The organism is Nonomuraea sp. NPDC003560, from assembly GCF_042878785.1.
In the GTDB taxonomy this organism is placed as follows: Bacteria; Actinomycetota; Actinomycetes; order Streptosporangiales; family Streptosporangiaceae; genus Nonomuraea.
In genome coordinates, this window is sequence record NZ_JBIAOF010000006.1 from 316,479 (window position 1) to 332,601 (window position 16,123).

General features: G+C 71.3%; 16 protein-coding genes and 1 pseudogene. 10 read left to right on the top strand and 7 right to left on the bottom strand.

Translation table 11 applies throughout. The features are described 5' to 3' along the window. Positions 1 to 64 precede the first annotated feature (64 nt). Complete coding sequence (locus ACFYUV_RS25045) at positions 65 to 934, top strand: LysR family transcriptional regulator (protein WP_387671681.1); 870 nt, start codon at positions 65 to 67, stop codon at positions 932 to 934. 25 nt (positions 935 to 959) lie between these two features. Here the strand turns inward: ACFYUV_RS25045 and ACFYUV_RS25050 are convergent, their stop codons facing one another. Beyond that, positions 960 to 1,547, bottom strand: coding sequence for a TetR/AcrR family transcriptional regulator (locus tag ACFYUV_RS25050; protein ID WP_387671683.1), 588 nt, complete (start codon positions 1,545 to 1,547; stop codon positions 960 to 962). 84 nt (positions 1,548 to 1,631) lie between these two features. Here ACFYUV_RS25050 and ACFYUV_RS25055 point away from each other — a divergent pair, with 84 nt between their 5' ends. Then, entirely contained in the window at positions 1,632 to 2,585 is a 954-nt protein-coding gene (locus ACFYUV_RS25055) for a zinc-binding alcohol dehydrogenase family protein (RefSeq protein ID WP_387671685.1), read from the top strand. 5 nt (positions 2,586 to 2,590) lie between these two features. On the opposite strand, the gene ACFYUV_RS25060 is transcribed toward ACFYUV_RS25055, so the two are convergent. After that, entirely contained in the window at positions 2,591 to 3,541 is a 951-nt protein-coding gene (locus ACFYUV_RS25060; protein ID WP_387671687.1) for a serine hydrolase domain-containing protein, read from the bottom strand. 124 nt (positions 3,542 to 3,665) lie between these two features. Between ACFYUV_RS25060 and ACFYUV_RS25065 the strand changes: the two genes are divergently transcribed. From ACFYUV_RS25065 to ACFYUV_RS25075, 3 genes are all read left to right on the top strand, one after another. Continuing rightward, a complete protein-coding gene (locus ACFYUV_RS25065; protein ID WP_387671689.1) occupies positions 3,666 to 4,649 on the top strand; it encodes a polyprenyl synthetase family protein in 984 nt (327 codons plus the stop codon). Between the two features lie 84 nt (positions 4,650 to 4,733). Continuing rightward, positions 4,734 to 5,408, top strand: coding sequence for a hypothetical protein (locus tag ACFYUV_RS25070; RefSeq protein ID WP_352362137.1), 675 nt, complete (start codon positions 4,734 to 4,736; stop codon positions 5,406 to 5,408). Positions 5,409 to 5,456: 48 nt separating this feature from the next. Next, positions 5,457 to 6,017, top strand: a complete 561-nt coding sequence (locus ACFYUV_RS25075) for a hypothetical protein (RefSeq protein ID WP_358291385.1) — start codon at positions 5,457 to 5,459, stop codon at positions 6,015 to 6,017. Here the strand turns inward: ACFYUV_RS25075 and ACFYUV_RS25080 are convergent. Together ACFYUV_RS25080 and ACFYUV_RS25085 are read right to left on the bottom strand one after the other, a co-directional pair. Then, positions 5,995 to 7,425 (bottom strand): MFS transporter, encoded by a 1,431-nt coding sequence (locus ACFYUV_RS25080; RefSeq protein ID WP_352318361.1) that lies wholly within the window; start codon positions 7,423 to 7,425, stop codon positions 5,995 to 5,997. The two genes, ACFYUV_RS25075 and ACFYUV_RS25080, sit on opposite strands and share 23 nt — an antisense overlap. Before the next feature lie 196 nt (positions 7,426 to 7,621). Beyond that, positions 7,622 to 8,242: pseudogene (locus tag ACFYUV_RS25085) on the bottom strand (class I SAM-dependent methyltransferase); the annotation flags it as partial. A 79-nt stretch (positions 8,243 to 8,321) separates the two neighbouring features. Between ACFYUV_RS25085 and ACFYUV_RS25090 the strand changes: the two are divergent. The 3 genes from ACFYUV_RS25090 (at position 8,322) to ACFYUV_RS25100 (ending at position 11,193) form a co-directional block, all read left to right on the top strand. Next, positions 8,322 to 9,701: an LCP family protein gene (locus tag ACFYUV_RS25090; protein ID WP_387671691.1), complete on the top strand. Its 1,380-nt coding sequence runs from the start codon at positions 8,322 to 8,324 to the stop codon at positions 9,699 to 9,701. Between the two features lie 98 nt (positions 9,702 to 9,799). Next, positions 9,800 to 10,729 (top strand): ATP-binding protein, encoded by a 930-nt coding sequence (locus ACFYUV_RS25095; protein WP_387671693.1) that lies wholly within the window; start codon positions 9,800 to 9,802, stop codon positions 10,727 to 10,729. A gap of 77 nt (positions 10,730 to 10,806) precedes the next feature. Further along, positions 10,807 to 11,193: an SCO5389 family protein gene (locus ACFYUV_RS25100; protein WP_387671694.1), complete on the top strand. Its 387-nt coding sequence runs from the start codon at positions 10,807 to 10,809 to the stop codon at positions 11,191 to 11,193. Between the two features lie 35 nt (positions 11,194 to 11,228). Here the strand turns inward: ACFYUV_RS25100 and ACFYUV_RS25105 are convergent, their stop codons facing one another. Genes ACFYUV_RS25105 through ACFYUV_RS25115 form a run of 3 tightly spaced genes read right to left on the bottom strand, consistent with a single transcriptional unit; the run spans position 11,229 to position 13,843 of the window. After that, a complete protein-coding gene (locus tag ACFYUV_RS25105) occupies positions 11,229 to 12,209 on the bottom strand; it encodes an LLM class flavin-dependent oxidoreductase (protein ID WP_387671696.1) in 981 nt (326 codons plus the stop codon). A gap of 17 nt (positions 12,210 to 12,226) precedes the next feature. Then, on the bottom strand, positions 12,227 to 12,898 hold the full coding sequence (locus ACFYUV_RS25110) for a ribonuclease HII (protein ID WP_352318371.1): 672 nt from the start codon (positions 12,896 to 12,898) through the stop codon (positions 12,227 to 12,229). A 9-nt stretch (positions 12,899 to 12,907) separates the two neighbouring features. Next, positions 12,908 to 13,843 (bottom strand): LysR family transcriptional regulator, encoded by a 936-nt coding sequence (locus tag ACFYUV_RS25115; RefSeq protein WP_387671698.1) that lies wholly within the window; start codon positions 13,841 to 13,843, stop codon positions 12,908 to 12,910. Positions 13,844 to 13,922: 79 nt separating this feature from the next. Between ACFYUV_RS25115 and ACFYUV_RS25120 the strand changes: the two genes are divergently transcribed. After that, entirely contained in the window at positions 13,923 to 15,209 is a 1,287-nt protein-coding gene (locus ACFYUV_RS25120) for a pyridoxal phosphate-dependent aminotransferase (protein WP_387671700.1), read from the top strand. 141 nt (positions 15,210 to 15,350) lie between these two features. Further along, entirely contained in the window at positions 15,351 to 15,995 is a 645-nt protein-coding gene (locus ACFYUV_RS25125; protein ID WP_352318377.1) for a GNAT family protein, read from the top strand. The last annotated feature ends 128 nt before the right edge of the window (positions 15,996 to 16,123 follow it).

Below are 16,123 nucleotides of genomic sequence, written 5' to 3' on the forward strand. Positions count from 1 at the left end.
GCCTGCCGCCCGCAGACCTGTTAGGTCCAGTTCGGATTTCTTCGTTCGAGCTTAAGATGAACTTATGCTCGATCCACGCAAGCTCCACCTGCTCCGCGAGCTGGCCAGGCGCGGCACGATCACCGCCGTGGCCGAGGCGGTCACGTTCACCCCCTCGGCGGTCTCGCAGCAGCTCAGCGCCCTGGAACGGGAGGCGGGCGTGCCGCTGCTGGAACGCACCGGGCGCACGGTCACGCTCACCCCGGCCGGGCTGCTGCTGGTCGAGCACGCGCAGGCCGTCCTGGAACAGCTCGAACGCGCCTCGGCCGCGCTCGCCGCGGCCCGGGGCGGGCCGTCGGGGCCCCTGCGGATCGGCGCGTTCCCGACGGCCACCCGCGTGCTCCTGCCGCCCGCGCTCGCCCGCCTGGCCGCGGACTGTCCGGGGCTGGAGCCGATGGTGGCCGAGATCGACCCCGCCGACGTCTCGGCGGCGCTGCGCGCGGGCGAGCTCGACGTCGCCCTCGTGCACGAGTACGACTTCGTGCCCCCGGTCACCGACGCCTCCATCGAGACCGAGCCGCTGTTCACCGAGCCGATGTACCTGACCGACCGGGCCCGCGTCCTCGACGCCCGCGACGACCCGTGGATCACCGGCAAGCCGGGCACGCTCTGCCACACCATGGCGATCAGGGCCTGCCAGGCGGCCGGGTTCGAGCCCCGGGTCCGGCACCACATCGACGACTTCGACACCGTGCTCGCCTTCGCCGCCGCCGGTCAGGGCGTCGCGCTCGTGCCCAGGCTGGCGGCGCTGACCCCGCCGGACGGCGTCTCGCTGACCCGCCTGCCCCTGAGCCGCCGCACGCGGGCGGCCTTCCGCCGCGGCTACGGCGACCATCCGGCGGTCCGCGCGGCCGTCGCCGCCTTCCACACGGCCGCCACCACCCTGCCCCTCTGACGCCCGTACCCGCCGGTCCTCCGGGCTAAGGGGAGGGCCTGCCGAGCAGGCCCTCGGCGAGGGCGGCGAAGCTGCGGGCGAGCCGCGCGCTGTCCCCCGCCCGCAACCGGCTCGCGATCGGCTCCATGTGCAGGCACCCGAGCAGCAGGTGTGCGATCTCGTCCGCGTCCACGTCGGGGCGGCCTTCGGCGATCAGGGCGGTGACGTGCCGGTGCCAGCCGGTGTAGATCGGGTTGGTCTCCCGGGGCTCGGATCTGCTGGTCGCGACCGCGTGCTCGTGCGCGGCCACCAGGTTGCCGTTGCGCGCCGCCAGCTCGGCCACCGCGCCCAGGAAGGCGACCAGCCGCTCGACGGGCGGCGCTCCGGGGCCGAGCGGCGGCGGGCCCTCGGCCACCGCCTTGTCCAGCTCGCGGGCCCGCTCGCTCATCAGCTCCCGCATCAGCCCGGTACGGCTGCCGAACCGGTGGAACACCGTCCCCTTGCCCACGCCGGCGGCCACCGCCACCCGCTCGACGGAGACCTGCTCGGGCGGGTGGCGGCGGAGCAGCTCCTCCGCCGCCCGCAGGATCGCCCGCCTGTTGCGCGCGGCGTCGGCCCGCTCTTGACGTTCCATCCGGTCATTGTTGCCCATGGACAAACTTGACCAGAGGTCCATATATTAACTGGACCAATGGTTCAGATACAGACGGGAACAACCATGCGCGCCATCCAGCTCGACGCCCTCGGCGGCCCCGAGACCCTGCGTCCGGTGGACCTGCCCCGCCCGCGCCCCGAGGCGGGCCAGGTCCTCCTCCGCGCACAGGCGATCGGCGTCAGCCACGCCGAGACGCAGATCCGCTCGGGCGCGCTGCCGTTCCCGCTGCCGCTGCCCGTCGTGCCCGGCGCGGAAGCGGTCGGCGAGGTCGTCGAGACGGGCGAGGGCGTGGACGACAGCCTGCTCGGCACCGTCCGCGTGGGGGTGACCGGCGGCCTCGGCGCCTATGCGGAGTACGTGGCCATGCCCGCCGCCCTGACCTGCCCCGTCCCCGAGGACGTGACGCCCCTGGAGGCCCTGGCCGGAGCCGCGCCCGGCGCGATCGCCCTCGCCCTGCTGCACCGGGGGCGGCTCGGCGGCGGGGAGACCGTGCTGGTCGAGGCGGGCGCCGGCACGATCGGCGGCTACCTGGTCGCGCACGCCAAGGAGTTCGGGGCGGCCCGGGTGATCGCCACCGCGGGCTCCCCGGCCAAGCGGCAGCGGGCCCTCGACCTGGGCGCCGACCAGGCCCTGGACCACGGCGACCCGAGCTGGCCGGACACGCTGCCGGACGTCGACGTGGCCTTCGAGTCGATCGGCGGCGCGTCGGCCCGGCGGGTGCTCGACCGGCTCGTGCCCGGCACCGGGCGGATGTTGTTCTACGGCATGCTGAGCGGCGAGCCCGCCGCCGTCACGGCCGCGGACCTGATGGAACGCGGCGTGACCGTCGTCGGCTGCGGCGGCCCCGGCTGGACCGGCCAGGTGTTCGGCACGCACTATCCCGAGATGCTGGCCCGGCTCGGCTCAGGACGCAGCCGCGCCGTCGTCCACGAGACCCTGCCGCTGGCCGAGGCGGCGAAGGCCCACCGGCTCCTGGAGTCGCGCGCGGTCACGGGCCGCGTCCTGCTGGTGCCGTGAGCGGCTCAGCGGTCGAGGACGGCGTCCAGCACGGCCGTGGCGCTGGCCTGCTCGGCGTTGTAGTCGCCGGCCGTCACCGCGACGACCAGCTCCTCGCCGGGCAGCACGAGCAGCCGCTGGCCGCCGTTCCCGATCGCCTCGGTCCACGGCCGGTCACCGGTGCTCACGTACCACTGGTAGCCGTAGCGGAAGTCGCCGTCGATGACGACGCGGGGCCGCGTCATCTCGCGCACCCACTGCTCGGGGACGATGCCCAGCCCGCCGCCGAGCACCAATCGGCCGAGCGCGGCCAGGTCGAGGGGCCGCAGCCGCAGCCCGGCCGCGGCCATCGCCACGCCGTCCGTGCCCTTGACCCACTCGGTCCTGGTGATGCCCAGCGGCTCGAACAGCGCCTTGGCGGCGTACTCCGCCAGCGGTTCGCCGGCGCCCCGCGCGATGAGCCCGCCGAGCAGGGCCGAGGCGCCGCCGCAGTACCGCCACCGCTTCCCGGCCTCCTCGACCACCGGACGTTCCAGGACGAACCGGTACCGGTCAGGAGCGAGCTCCATCGCGATCTCGCTGTTGGCCGGGCTCGTGTACGGCAGGTCCTCGTTCCAGTCGATCCCGAGCGTCATGGTGAGCGCGTGCGCGACGGTGAGGTGCGCCCGGCCCGGATCAGCCACCAGGTCCGGATATTCGGGGAACTGCTCCACCAGTCTCGCGTCCGGCGGCGGCACCAGCCCGTCGCGCAGGGCCACGCCGTACAGCAGCGCGACCACGCTCTTGGTGACCGACCGGACGTCGTGCGGCGTGTCGCGGTCGAACACGACGTGCCGGGGCTCCTCGGTGATCCGCTGGTCGACGCCCGCGCCGTAGTGCTCGACGACGACCTCGCCGCCCCGCATGACCACGACCGCGTGCAGATTGGGCGCCGTGCCGGCCTTCAGGACCGCCTCGACCCGCTCCGCCATTCCCATGATGTCCTCCTAAGCCCGGGGGACATCCTGTCGTACCCGCTCACACGATGTCAGGGTCAAGGGCTGAGAGCGTCCTCAGCGTCTCTCAGGAGGGGCACAGCGGCGCGGGAGCAGGCTTGGTCCCATGGAGCAACTCGTGAACAGCCCCGCCGTCAGCCAGGGTCTGCGCAAGGTCGAGGCCAGGATCAGGCGGCTCAGCGGCTCGTCCGCGCTGCCGGGGATCAACGCGGGCGCCGGGCGGATCGTCAGCGCCGGAGGCAAGCGGTTGCGTCCGGCGCTGACGCTGGCGACCTCGCTCGCCCTCGGCAAGGCCCCCGACCGCCGGGTGATCACGGCCGCCGCGTGCGTGGAGCTGATCCACGCCGGCTCGCTCGTGCACGACGACCTCATGGACCGGGCGACCGAGCGGCGCGGCACCCGTACGCTCAACGCCGAGCTGGGCGAGGGCAAGGCCCTGGTGATCGGCGACTTCATGCTGGCCAGGGCGGGGCTGGCGGCCATCACCGCGGTGTCCAGGCCGGTCGCCGAGGTGCTCGCGGCCACCGTGGTGGAGCTGGCCGAGGGCCAGTACCTGGAGACGAGCGACCTGTTCAACCCGGCCAGGACCAGGGAGAGCGCGCTGCGTTCGATCACCGGCAAGACCGCCGCGCTGTTCCGGGCCGGCTGCCTGGTGGCGGCCGTCTGCGCGCGGGCCGGCGCCGAGGACCGGGCGCGCGTGGCGGCGTACGGCGAGAAGTTCGGGCTGATCTTCCAGGTGCTGGACGACCTGCTCGACCTGACCGCCTCCAGCGCCCAGCTCGGCAAGCCGGCCGGCAACGACCTGCGGCAGGGCGTCTACAGCCTGCCGCTGCTCCTGTCCGGCACCGATCTCGGCGACCTGCTCGGCCGCGACATGAGCGAGGAGCAGGTGGACGAGGCGCTGCGCCGGCTGCGCGCGGGCGACCTGGTGCCCAACACGCTGGAGTTCTGCCGCGGCCTGGCCTCGGACGCGCTGGCCGCCCTCCCGGTGATCCACGACAGGGAGATCGCGGCCCTGCTGTACGGCCTCCCGACGGCCTACATCGACCACGTCGCGGAGGTGTCGTCGCAGTTGACGGGCGTCAGTTGAGATTTGTTGGAACAATTGGTAGGAATCGCCTCCACAACCCGGCGAATCGCGCTAATACTGGAGTCACGCACTACAGGAGCGCACATGCGAAAGATCCCCCCTCGCATGATGATCCGGGACGACGGGCTTGAGTCCAGTCACTTCCTCCAGCTCGCCGCCGTGGACTTCACCGGCATCTACGCGGTCCACCTGGCCGCGAAGGAAGAACGGCTGAAGATGACCAGGCTCGCCATGAGCCTGTTGTCGGGGCCGTTCCTCGCGGCCATCGCCCTGACCAGCGCCAAGGTGGTGGACCCGCAGAGCCTCACGGAGTGGCAGCGCGTGCCGTGGTACCTGTTCGCCCTGGTCACGGCGTTCGGGGTGCTCAGCGTGCTGCCGTTCCTGCGGCTGATCGAGGCGGTTCGCGCGCACGCCAGGACGGCCCGCGCGATCAACAACTTCCGCCTGCTGTACGCCTCCAGGCTCAAGGACCGGCTCGGCTGGAGCCCGAACCTGCCGATCGACCCCCGCTTCCCGGAGACGTACGCGCCGCTGGCCTGGCCCGGCATCAACGTGACCACGCTGGCGCTGGCGAACTCGGCCTACCTGACGGTGGGCCTCACCGGCCTGTGCGGGCAGGCGCCCAACCTGCTCCTGCTCACCTTCGGCATCCTCCTGGTCACGCTGGTCCACTACGCCGTCTACTACGTGCGCTGCAACGTGACCAGGCGGCGCCGGCTCCCGCGCGACCCCTACGAGTTCCCGGATCAGGAGACCTGAATGCCCAGCCCTGCGTCATGGGCGTCATGTGGGGAGGCGTGGATGTGGATGATGCGACATGTCTGGACGGCGGGCACACTCGCCGACGACGACCGCGGCCCCGTGATCGAGGCGCCGTCCGTGCTGTTCGAGATCGCCGAGGTGCGGGGCGACGACCCGATCATCGCGCGGTACGGCGACGCGGAGCGGCTGGCCCTGTACAGCAGGAAGTTCAGCGAGGACGTGGTCGTGCCGCCGTTCAAGTACAGCTACGGCGCCCGGATCAGGGGGCAGCTCGCCTGGGCGGCCGACCTGCTGCGGGTCAAGCCGTACAGCAAGAGCGCGTGGATCTCGCTGACCATCCCCGGCGAGCCGTACGACGCGGTGCCCTGCCTGATCGGCGTGGCGTTCCGGATCCGGGACGGCGCGCTCGCCATGACCGCGACCTTCCGCTCCCAGAACGCCTTCACCAGCTACCTCAACTACCTGCCGCTCGCCGAGGTGCACGCGACCATGGCCCGCGACCTGGAACTGGACCGCGGGCCGATGCGGGTGTTCGTGGACGTGCCGCACCTGTACCTGGCCGACAGCACCCAGGTGCTGCGGGTCATGCGGCCCGCGCGGCGGTGAGCGGCGCGGCGATCTCCTCCAGCCCCTTGCGCTCGGCCTTGACCCCGAAGGCCAGCTCGACCAGCCCCGCGACGATCATCACGATCGCGCCGATCGAGAACGCCAGCGCCGTGTCGCCCGGCGCGCCGCTCTCGACCAGCGAGGCGAACACGAGCGGGCCGGCGATGCCGCCGGCGGCCGTGCCGATGGCGAAGAAGAACGCGATGGCCATCGCCCTGGTCTCCATGGGGAAGATCTCGCTCACCGTCAGGTAGGCCGCGCTGGCCCCCGCCGAGGCCACGAAGAGCACCACGGACCAGCAGAGGGTCAGCGTCATCGCGGTCAGCGCGCCCTGGTTGAACAGCCAGGCGGTGCCGAGCAGCAGCACCCCGGAGCCGATGTAGGTCGCCGAGATCATGGGGACCCGGCCGACGGTGTCGAAGAGCCTGCCGAGCAGCAGCGGGCCGAGGAAGTTGCCGACCGCGATGATCGCGAAGTAGTAGCCCGTGTGCGAGTCGATCTTGAAGAACGTGGTCAGGATCTGGGCGTACCCGAAGGTGATCGCGTTGTAGAGGAACGCCTGGCCGATGAAGAGCGACAACCCGAGGACCGTGCGCTTGGGATAAAGCGCGACCATCGTGTGCGCGATCTTCAGGAAGCCGATCGACCTGCGCTGGTGGATGGTCATCGACTCCTGCGGCTCGGGCAGGTCCCGGCCGATCTGGCGTTCGATGTCGTCCACGATCTGCTCGGCCTCGCGGTCGCGGCCGTGGATGAACAGCCAGCGCGGGCTCTCCGGGACGTTCCTGCGCACCAGGAGGATGGCCAGGCCGAGCACCACACCCAACCCGAACGCCACCCGCCAGCCGATGTTGACCGGCAGGTCGTTCAGCAGCGGCACGGTCAGCAGGGCGCCGCCCGCCGCGCCGAGCCAGTAGCTGCCGTTGATGATGATGTCGATGCGTCCCCGGTGGTGACTCGGGATCAGCTCGTCGATGGCCGAGTTGATGGCCGCGTACTCGCCGCCGATGCCGAAACCGGTCATGAAGCGGAACAGGAAGAACCACCACGCGTCGAAGGACAGGGCGGTCATCAGCGTCGCCGCGAGGTAGACCACGAGCGTCAGCAGGAACAGCTTCTTCCTGCCGAACCTGTCGGTCAGCCAGCCGAAGAACAGCGCCCCCACGCAGGCCCCGGCCACGTAGAGGGCCGCGGCGAGGCCGGCGACCTGCGCCTGGGTGATGTCCAGGCCGCTGCCGGGCTTGGCGAGCTGCCCGGACAGGTTGCCGACGATGGTGACCTCTAATCCGTCGAGCACCCATACCGTGCCGAGACCGATGACGATCATCCAGTGCCAGCGGGACCACGGCAGCCGGTCCAGCCGTGCGGGCACCTTGGTAGTTACGGTGCCGGTATCCACGTCGCTCATAAGGGCACTTGGGTACCCGGTAAACGGATGGCAAACGTTCCCTACAAGGCAGGTTTCTGGCCTCGACCAGGGTGGTGCCGAACCAGGGGCCGCCGTACCACAGGCGGGCGCCCAGGTCGCGCCGGCGGATGTCGATCACGCCCAGGTCGCGCAGGGCGTCCTCGTAATCGGGCGCGTGCCGGAAGTCGGCGATCAGCATGAGCCCGCCGGGCCGCAGCACCCGATGGGCCTCGCCGATCGCCCGCCGGCGGCCTTCGGCGGAGGGGATGTTGTGGATCGCCAGGCTCGACACGACGACGTCGAACGCGCCGTCCTCGAACGGCAGGTCACGCATGTCGCCCGTGACCAGCTCGACCCGGTCGGCGACGCCTTCGGCCGCGGCGTTGGCCAGGGTGACGGCCGCGGCGTTGCCCGACTGGTCCTTCGAGCTCCACAGGTCGACGCCGGCCGCCCGTCCGGAGGTGAGCCGGGCGGCGGCGGCCAGCAGCACAGCGCCGCGTCCGCAGCCGAGGTCGAGCACCCGCTCACCTCCTTCGAGCGGCTCCAGCAGCTCGGCCCAGACGGCGAACTTGCCCCGGCGCGTGGTGTAGAGGTAGCTGGCCGCGCTGGCCAGCGTGTAGAGCCCGCCGAAGGCGAAGGCGATCCCGGCGGCGGGGACGTCCAGCACGAAGGAGAGCGCCGCGAGAGCCAGCAGGACGATGGCCCCGAAGAGCAGTCCGCCGAGGGCCCACGGTGCGTCGAATCCGTAGCTACCGTGTCGAGTGCTCACTCTCACGTTATATCTCAAGAGGGTCTTGACCGGGAATTGAGCAAACACTTCCCCTTCACCCTCAATTGGCCCGCAACGCAATAACTATGGTGACTTGGATGGGCTGGCATTGGGGGTTTGACCAGGCATGACAGGGAAAAAACGCGAATTCGGCCTAGGAGCGAGCATCGCGCTGACGGTGGCGTCGGCCGCGCTGTGGGGGGTGGCGCACCTGGCCACCCACCGTCATCGGATGGGCATCGCCCTCATGGCGGCCTACGTGCTGATGCTCGCCGGCGTCCTGACGGTGTTCACCGCGTTCAGCACCCGGCTGCTGTCGCTGGCGGTCCAGCCCGGCTGGCTCACGGTGCTCACCGTGGCGCTGGTCGGGATCGCGCTGGCGTGGACCGCGGTGATCATCCGGTCGTTCCTGCTCGTCCGTCCCGAGTCCTCCGACACCGCCGGACGTTTCCTGACCACCACGCTCGCGGCCGCCCTCTGCGCGCTCGTCCTGGCCCCCACCGCGTACGCCACCCGCATGGCCTACCTGTCCCGCGACGTCGTCAGCCACGTCTTCGCCACCACCACCAGCAGCGCCCCGGTCGTCGCCCAGGACCCGTGGAACGGCGCGAAGCGCGTCAACTTCCTGCTGATCGGCGCGGACGCCGCCCCCGGCCGCCCCGGCGTGCGCACCGACAGCATGACGGTGGCCAGCGTGGACACCGAGACCGGCGCCACCACCCTGTTCGGCCTGCCGCGCAACCTGCAGAAGGTCCAGCTCCCGCACGGTCCGGCCAGGAGCCGCTTCCCCTTCGGCTTCACCGGCGACGGCCCCAGCACCCCCGGCCTGCTCAACGAGATCTTCCAGTACGCCGAGGACCACCCGGAGACGGTCCCCGGCGTGGGCAAGGGCAAGCGTGGCCCGTCGCTGCTCAAGCGCACCGTCAGCGACATCCTCGGCATCCCGGTCAGCTACTACGCCATGGTCGACATGAAGGGCTTCGCCGAGATCGTCGACGCGATGGGCGGCGTCCGGGTCACCGTCAAGGACCCCATCGTGTACGGCAAGTACCGCGAGGGCCTGCTGCCCGCCGGCACCCGCAAGCTGTCCGGCGAGGAGGCCCTCTGGTACGGCCGGTCCCGCACCGACAGCGACGACTACGTCCGCATGGGCCGCCAGAAGTGCCTGCTCAACGCGGTCGCCAAGCAGGCCGATCCGATGACCGTGCTCAAGAGCTTCGAGAAGCTGGCCGCGGCCACCAAGCGGGCCATCTCCAGCGACGTGCCCCAGGACCTGCTGCCCGCCCTGATCGAGCTGTCGGACAAGGTGAAGGACACCAGGATCCGGAGCCTCAGCTTCGTCCCGCCGCTGATCAGCACCGTCACGCCCGACTGGTACCTGATCAGGCGCAAGGTCTCCGAGGCCCTGGACGAGCGCCCGGCCAACCGGTCGGCGAGCGCGCACCACTCCGCCGCCCCGACCCAGGACCCGGAGAACCCGGTCAGCCTGGACGCCGCCTGCGGCTGAACCTCACCTTTCCGACAGCCACCACCCCAGCACGGAGTGTGGCATGATGGTGCGCGGGCCCAACGGAAACGATTTTCATCGTCATTTCAGGAGCGCACGTGAGAGTGGCATTCGTCGGCAAGGGCGGCAGCGGGAAGACGACGATCTCGGCGCTGTTCGCGCGGCACGTGGCGGCCCAGGGCGACCCGGTGGTCGTCATGGACGCCGACATCAACCAGCACCTGGCCCTGGTGCTCGGCCTCGACGCCCAGCCCGAGCCGCTCGGGGCCCACCTCGCCGAGATCAAAGACCTGCTGCGCGGCGACAACCCGCGCATCGCCTCGGCCGAGACCATGGTCAAGACCACCCCGCCGGGCCGCGGCTCGCGCCTGCTGGGCTTCGACGACCTGGCCGCGCTCGACTACGCCGTGACCACCCCCCATGGCCTGCGCCTGCTGGCCACGGGCCCGTTCGACGACGACGACCTCGGCGTGGCCTGCTACCACTCGAAGGTCGGCGCGGTGGAGCTGCTGCTCAACCATCTGGTCGACGGCCAGGGCGAATACGTCGTGGTCGACATGACCGCCGGCTCCGACTCCTTCGCCTCCGGGCTGTTCACCCGGTTCGACCTGACGTTCCTCGTCGCCGAGCCGACCAGGCAGGGCGTGAGCGTCTACGAGCAGTACCGCGATCACGCGGCCAAGTACGACGTCGCGCTCGCCGTGGTCGGCAACAAGGTCCACGGCCCGTCCGACGTGGAGTTCCTCCGCGCGCACGTGGGCGACGACCTGCTGACCTGGATGGAGCACTCCTCGGCGGTGCGCGCCATGGAGCAGGGCCGCCACTTCACGCTCGACGACCTGGAGCCGGCCAACACCGAGGCGCTGGCCGTCCTGCGCAAGACCCTCGACGCGCAGGAGAAGGACTGGCCGCGCTTCGGCCGCCAGACCGCGGAGTTCCACCTGCGCAACGCCCGCGCGTGGGCCAACGCCCGCACGGGGGCCGACCTGGCGGAGCAGATCGATCCTGACTTCGTCTACGGCCCCTAAAACGTACCTCCAGGCCTCTGGAGCTACCCACTTCTCCCACATAACGTCAGATTCGATCCCCTTCGAGAGGAGACAGCATGTCGCTGACCGTCCCGAACGATCTGCTGGACCAGGCCCGAGCCGGAGACGTGGACGACGCCGCGTTCGTCGCCTGCGTCCGCGACTCACTCCCCTACGCGTGGTCGCTGATCAGCGAGCTGGTCGCCGAGCGCGCGCAGAGCGGAGCCGAGTTCGCCGACAACCAGGTGCCACCGCCGTCCGAGGAGGCACGCGGCCAGCTCCTGCGGTGTCTGGCGAGCGACGCGATGCGCGGCGCGCTCGAACGCCACTTCGGCGTACGGCTGGCCTTCCAGAACTGCCACCGGGTCGCCGTCTTCGACCCGTCGGCCACCAAGGCCCTCGACGAGTTCGTCACCCCGCGGGCCCAGATCCTCAACCAGAGACCGGAGCTGGTCGACTGCTGAACCCACGGGCGAGCCGGGCCGTCCCGGCTCGCCCGTCAGTCCGCCAACAGGGGGATGACCTCGGCGCCGATGCGGCGCACGTCCTCCAGAGCCCGCCGGTGGTCGCCGATGCCCTCCACGGTCAGGATCACGTGCTCGATCCCGGTGCTCTCGGCCGTGCGCCGCAGCACCTCGGCGCAGTGGGCGGGCGTGCCGACCGGATGGATGCGCGTCAGCAGGTCGATGTAGGCGGTGACGTCCCGCGAGGGGCGCGGCCGGCTGTCCACCGGCAGATAACCGGCCAGCCCGGGGCCCAGCCACGCGGGCATCGACTCCTTCAGCTCACGGACGGCCGCCTCGGTCGAGTCGGCCACGTGCGCCACCCCGGCCGCCAGGTGTCCCGCCGGGCTCCCGCCCCGCGCGACGTGCTCGGCGACCAGCAGGGCCTTGTCGTGGTCGCCGATGTGCATGCCGAGCAGCATCGGCAGCCCGCGCTCGGCCGCCAGCGCCACCGTCGAGCCCGACGTGCACGCCACCACGGGCCGCAGCCGGGCCCTCGGCACCAGGGCGACCTCCCTGAACCGGAAGAACTCCCCCTCGGCCGCCACCGACCCCGTGGACAGGGCCTCGACCAGCAGGTCGAGCGACTCGGCGAAGCCCCGCTCGAACCGGTCGAGCCCGGTGCCGAACACCTCCAGGTCGACCCACGGGCCGCCCCTGCCGACGCCGGGCGTGAACCGCCCGCCCGACAGGTGGTGGAGCATGGCCGCCTGCTCGGCCAGCGCCACGGGATGCTGGGACGACAGCACGCTGACCGCCGTGCCGAGCCGGATCCGGCTGGTGCGCCCCGCCGCCACGGCGGCCAGCGTGACCGCCGACGGGCACACGCCGTAGGACATGAAATGGTGCTCGGCGATCCAGGCGTCGTGGAACCCGGCCGCCTCGGCGGCCTCGATCAGCTCCACCGAGTTCCGCAGGACCTGCCCTGGGTCCTGACCGGGAAAGCAGGCCGCGATGACGAAGATCCCGATCCGCACTCCCCCGATATTACGGCTCAGCCGAACAGCGCGGCCTGCCCTTCACCCACGAGCGGATCCCTGACCTGCTTCAGATGCCGCCACTGCGGCAGGTCGTCCAGGTAGGACCAGGAGAGCCGGTGGTGCGGTGTGGGGCCGAGCCGGGCCAGGGCGTCCTGGTGGGCGGGCGAGGGGTATCCGGCGTTCTCCGCGAAGCCGTACTCCTCATGCCCGATCGTGCCCATGTAGGCGTCCCGCCGCACTTTGGCCAGGACCGAGGCCGCCGCGACCGAGACGCTGGCCGCGTCGCCCTTGATCTCCAGACGGACCGGCCAGGGGGCGCCGATGTAGTCGTGCTTGCCGTCGAGGATCACGGCGTCGGGGCGCACCGGCAGGGCTTCCAGCGCCCGGCGGGCGGCCCTGCGCAGCGCCTCGGTCATGCCGAGCGCGTCGATCTCGGCGTGGCTCGCCTCGCCGAACCCGATGCCGGCCGCCCATGCGGTCAGCTCGCCGGCGAGCGGGCCGCGCTTGGCGGCCGAGACCTGCTTGGAGTCGGTCAGACCGGGCGGCGGCTCGGACAGATCGGTCACGACGGCGCAGACCGTCACCGGCCCCGCCCACGCGCCCCTGCCCACCTCGTCGACGCCCGCGACCGTGCGGGTGCTCGGCATGGACAGCAGGAGCTGCTCGATCTCGTACGTCGGCGCCATGGGCAGACGCTACCGCTCGGCCGGGGTCACCGGCTCCAGATCGCCGGCGATGTACCGGGCGGCCACGTGGATCGCCCGCAACGTCACCGACACCGACGGCCGGTGCACGCTGGACCGGCGGGCGACCGCGTGCACGTCGCGGCCGACCGGGTTGCCGGGGAACTCCCTGACCGCCAGCCCGCGCACCCCGGCGGCCAGCGCGAGCGCGGGCACCGCGGCGATGCCGATGCCTTTGGCGACGAGGGACAGGATCGTCCCGAGCCCCTCGAACTCCCAGGGCGTCGGCCGGGTGCCGCCGACGTCCACGAACAGCCGATCGACGGCCAGGCGCGAGGGCTCGCCGTCGGGGGTGGCCATCCACGGCTCGTCGCGCAGCTCGCGCAGGTCGAGCGGCACTCCGGGGTCGGCCAGCCGGTGCCTGCGCGGCACGACGAGCACGATGGGATCGCGCAGCAGGGGGAAGACCCGCAGGCTCTCGCTCTCGCGGACCGACCCGTACCAGTCGTCGACGAGGGCGATGTCCACCTCGCCCGACTGGACCTCCCGCATGCCGCGCCCCGACCTGCTCTGGCCCAGGCGGAGCGTCAGCTCGGTGTGCCGGCGCAGCGAACGCGCGAGCGCCGGCGCGAATGCCACGGCCGCTGTGGGGAAGGCGGTGACGACGACGCGCCCCGAGGGGGTGCCCGCATGGGCGGAGAGGTCGGACTCGGCCTCCTCGACCATTGACAGGATGCGTTCGGCGTGCTGGACGAGCCGGCGTCCGGCGTCGGTCAGCTCCGCGCTGCGCGCGGTTCTGTCGATCAGCGCGGTGCCGGTCTCCCGTTCCAGCGCCGCGAGCTGCTGGGAGACGGCCGAGGGGCTGTAGCCCAATGACTCGGCGGCGGCCGCGATGCTGCCCCGGCGAGCGAACTCACAGATCAGCACCAAACGCCGGAATTCGAGCATCAGACTTCCTTACGCCTACCCACAAAAAGCCTCGCTTGTACTGATGCCTTCATACAACCACCCTGGGAACGTGACAAACATGACCGTGACCTTGTCCGCCACCTTGGCGGCGAACGAAGACATCGAACGAAGACGGCGCGCTGGGGAACGCGTGCTGCACCTGGCCTTCGGCGAGGCCGGTCTGCCCGTCCACCCGGCGCTGCGCGACAAGCTGGCCGCCGCTTCCGAGCGCAACGGCTACGGGCCGGTCGCGGGCGCGTCCGGGCTCCGGGCCGCGGCAGCGGGCTACTGGACACGACGGGGGCTCCTGACCGACCCCGAGCTGGTCGTCTGCGGGCCTGGCAGCAAGTCGCTGCTGTACGGCCTGCTCCTGGCGATCGGCGGCGACATCGTCCTGCCCATGCCCAGCTGGGTCAGCTACGCCGCGCAGGCCGATCTGGTGGGCTCCCGTCCCATCCTGGTGCCCGCACCGCCAGGAGAGGGCGGGGTGCCCGACCCCGACCTGGTCGTCGCGGCGGTCCGCAAGGCCCGGTCGGCGGGCAGGACGGTCAGCTCCCTGCTGGTCACGCTGCCCGACAACCCGACGGGCCGGCTGGCCACGCCGGAGACCGTCGCCCGCCTGGTGGCCGTGGCCCGCGAGCTGGACCTGATCGTGATCTCCGACGAGATCTACCGCGACCTGGTCCACGACGAGTCGGCCGGCTACACCTCGCCGGCCGACCTCGCGCCCGAGCGCACGATCATCACCACCGGGCTCAGCAAGAGCCTGGCGCTCGGCGGGTGGCGGATCGGCGTGGCCCGGCTGCCCGAGGGCGCGCACGGGCTGCGTACCCGGCTGCTGGCGGTGGCCAGCGAGATCTGGTCGGCGCCGGCCGCGCCCGTCCAGGAGGCCGCGTCCTACGCCTTCGACGAGCCGCGCGAGCTGACCGACCGGGTCGCCGGCAGCCGGAGGTTGCACGGCATCGTGGCGCGGGCCGTCCACGAGCGGTTCACGGAGATCGGCGCCTCGGTGCCGCGACCCCAGGGAGGCTTCTACCTCTATCCCGACCTGAGCCACCTCAGGCTCGGCGGCTCCGCCGAGATCACCCGGATCCTGCTGGACGAGCACGGCATCGGCGTCCTGCCCGGACACGCCTTCGGCGACGACTCGTCGGCCGCCCGGGTACGCGTGGCGGTGAGCCTGCTCTACGGCGACTCGCCCGAAGAACGACTGACCGCGCTGAACAGCACAGATCCCCTTCAACTGCCATGGATCGCAGCGAATCTGAACCATCTGTCCATGGGTCTGAAGGAGCTCGCTCTGGTCCGTCACGGCGTCGTGGGTGAACGTCACCCGGCGCTGGTGCCGGCACCATGTCACGGTTAGGCGAATCTTTCCCCAAGAGCTGGTTTACCATCCACCAAATCAGCCCTCTGACCTGCGGAAACACCGCACATCCAGAAACCCGGGAAAGATGGCTTCGAGAGCCTGGTTACGCGCGCGCCGCGCGAGCCTCATCATGTGCTCATGCCCGCTCTTGTCACCTTGTCCGGGCGCTCCGTGCGCCTGGAACCTCTCAGCCACGCGGTGATCGACGATCTCGTCGCCGCGGCGAGTGAAGACCGCTCCACTTACGCCTTCACTCGCGTCCCGGACGGCCGGGACGAGATGGTCTCCTATGTGGAGGCCGCCATGGCTGAGCAGGCGGAGGGCCGCACGCTGCCCTTCGCCATCCGGTGGCTGAACACCGACCGCGTGGTCGGTGCCACCCGTCTCATGCACCTGGAGTATTGGCAGGGCCCCATGCCCTGGCCTCCGGGTACACGGGGTGCGGTGGGCGACATCCCGTCCGTGGCGGACATCGGTTACACCTGGCTGGGCGCCTGCGCCCAGGGCACCGGCGTCAACCGGGAGAGCAAGTTCCTCATGCTCTCACTCGCCTTCGAGACCTGGAACGTCCACCGCATCACACTCAAGGCAGATGTCAGGAACGTCCGATCCCGGGCCGCCATCGAGGCCCTCGGCGCACACTTCGACGGGGTGCGGCGAGCGGATAGCCGAGGCGCCGACAACACGGTCCGAGATACGGCCTTCTACTCGATCCTGAACTCCGAATGGCCGCTCGTCCGAGAACGGCTGGCCATGCGGCTCGGACTGGTAGAGGCAGCGTAGGAACATCGGCAACGGCCCCGCCCATACTTTTCCGGGCGGGGCCTGTATTTTTCTGCGTCCCCATCGGCTCTACATGACACGCCCCCGTGTCGGTGCGCCATGTACGGCCTGCCATCAGCATGCGGAGG

What these genes read in the sequence shown, in the direction of transcription:
- ACFYUV_RS25045 (WP_387671681.1), top strand. Translation starts at nt 65, where the DNA reads ATGCTCGATCCACGCAAGCTCCACCTGCTCCGCGAGCTGGCCAGGCGC.
- ACFYUV_RS25050 (WP_387671683.1), bottom strand. Translation starts at nt 1,547, where the DNA reads ATGGAACGTCAAGAGCGGGCCGACGCCGCGCGCAACAGGCGGGCGATC.
- ACFYUV_RS25055 (WP_387671685.1), top strand. Translation starts at nt 1,632, where the DNA reads ATGCGCGCCATCCAGCTCGACGCCCTCGGCGGCCCCGAGACCCTGCGT.
- ACFYUV_RS25060 (WP_387671687.1), bottom strand. Translation starts at nt 3,541, where the DNA reads ATGGGAATGGCGGAGCGGGTCGAGGCGGTCCTGAAGGCCGGCACGGCG.
- ACFYUV_RS25065 (WP_387671689.1), top strand. Translation starts at nt 3,666, where the DNA reads ATGGAGCAACTCGTGAACAGCCCCGCCGTCAGCCAGGGTCTGCGCAAG.
- ACFYUV_RS25070 (WP_352362137.1), top strand. Translation starts at nt 4,734, where the DNA reads ATGCGAAAGATCCCCCCTCGCATGATGATCCGGGACGACGGGCTTGAG.
- ACFYUV_RS25075 (WP_358291385.1), top strand. Translation starts at nt 5,457, where the DNA reads ATGATGCGACATGTCTGGACGGCGGGCACACTCGCCGACGACGACCGC.
- ACFYUV_RS25080 (WP_352318361.1), bottom strand. Translation starts at nt 7,425, where the DNA reads ATGAGCGACGTGGATACCGGCACCGTAACTACCAAGGTGCCCGCACGG.
- ACFYUV_RS25090 (WP_387671691.1), top strand. Translation starts at nt 8,322, where the DNA reads ATGACAGGGAAAAAACGCGAATTCGGCCTAGGAGCGAGCATCGCGCTG.
- ACFYUV_RS25100 (WP_387671694.1), top strand. Translation starts at nt 10,807, where the DNA reads ATGTCGCTGACCGTCCCGAACGATCTGCTGGACCAGGCCCGAGCCGGA.
- ACFYUV_RS25110 (WP_352318371.1), bottom strand. Translation starts at nt 12,898, where the DNA reads ATGGCGCCGACGTACGAGATCGAGCAGCTCCTGCTGTCCATGCCGAGC.
- ACFYUV_RS25115 (WP_387671698.1), bottom strand. Translation starts at nt 13,843, where the DNA reads ATGCTCGAATTCCGGCGTTTGGTGCTGATCTGTGAGTTCGCTCGCCGG.
- ACFYUV_RS25120 (WP_387671700.1), top strand. Translation starts at nt 13,923, where the DNA reads ATGACCGTGACCTTGTCCGCCACCTTGGCGGCGAACGAAGACATCGAA.
- ACFYUV_RS25125 (WP_352318377.1), top strand. Translation starts at nt 15,351, where the DNA reads ATGCCCGCTCTTGTCACCTTGTCCGGGCGCTCCGTGCGCCTGGAACCT.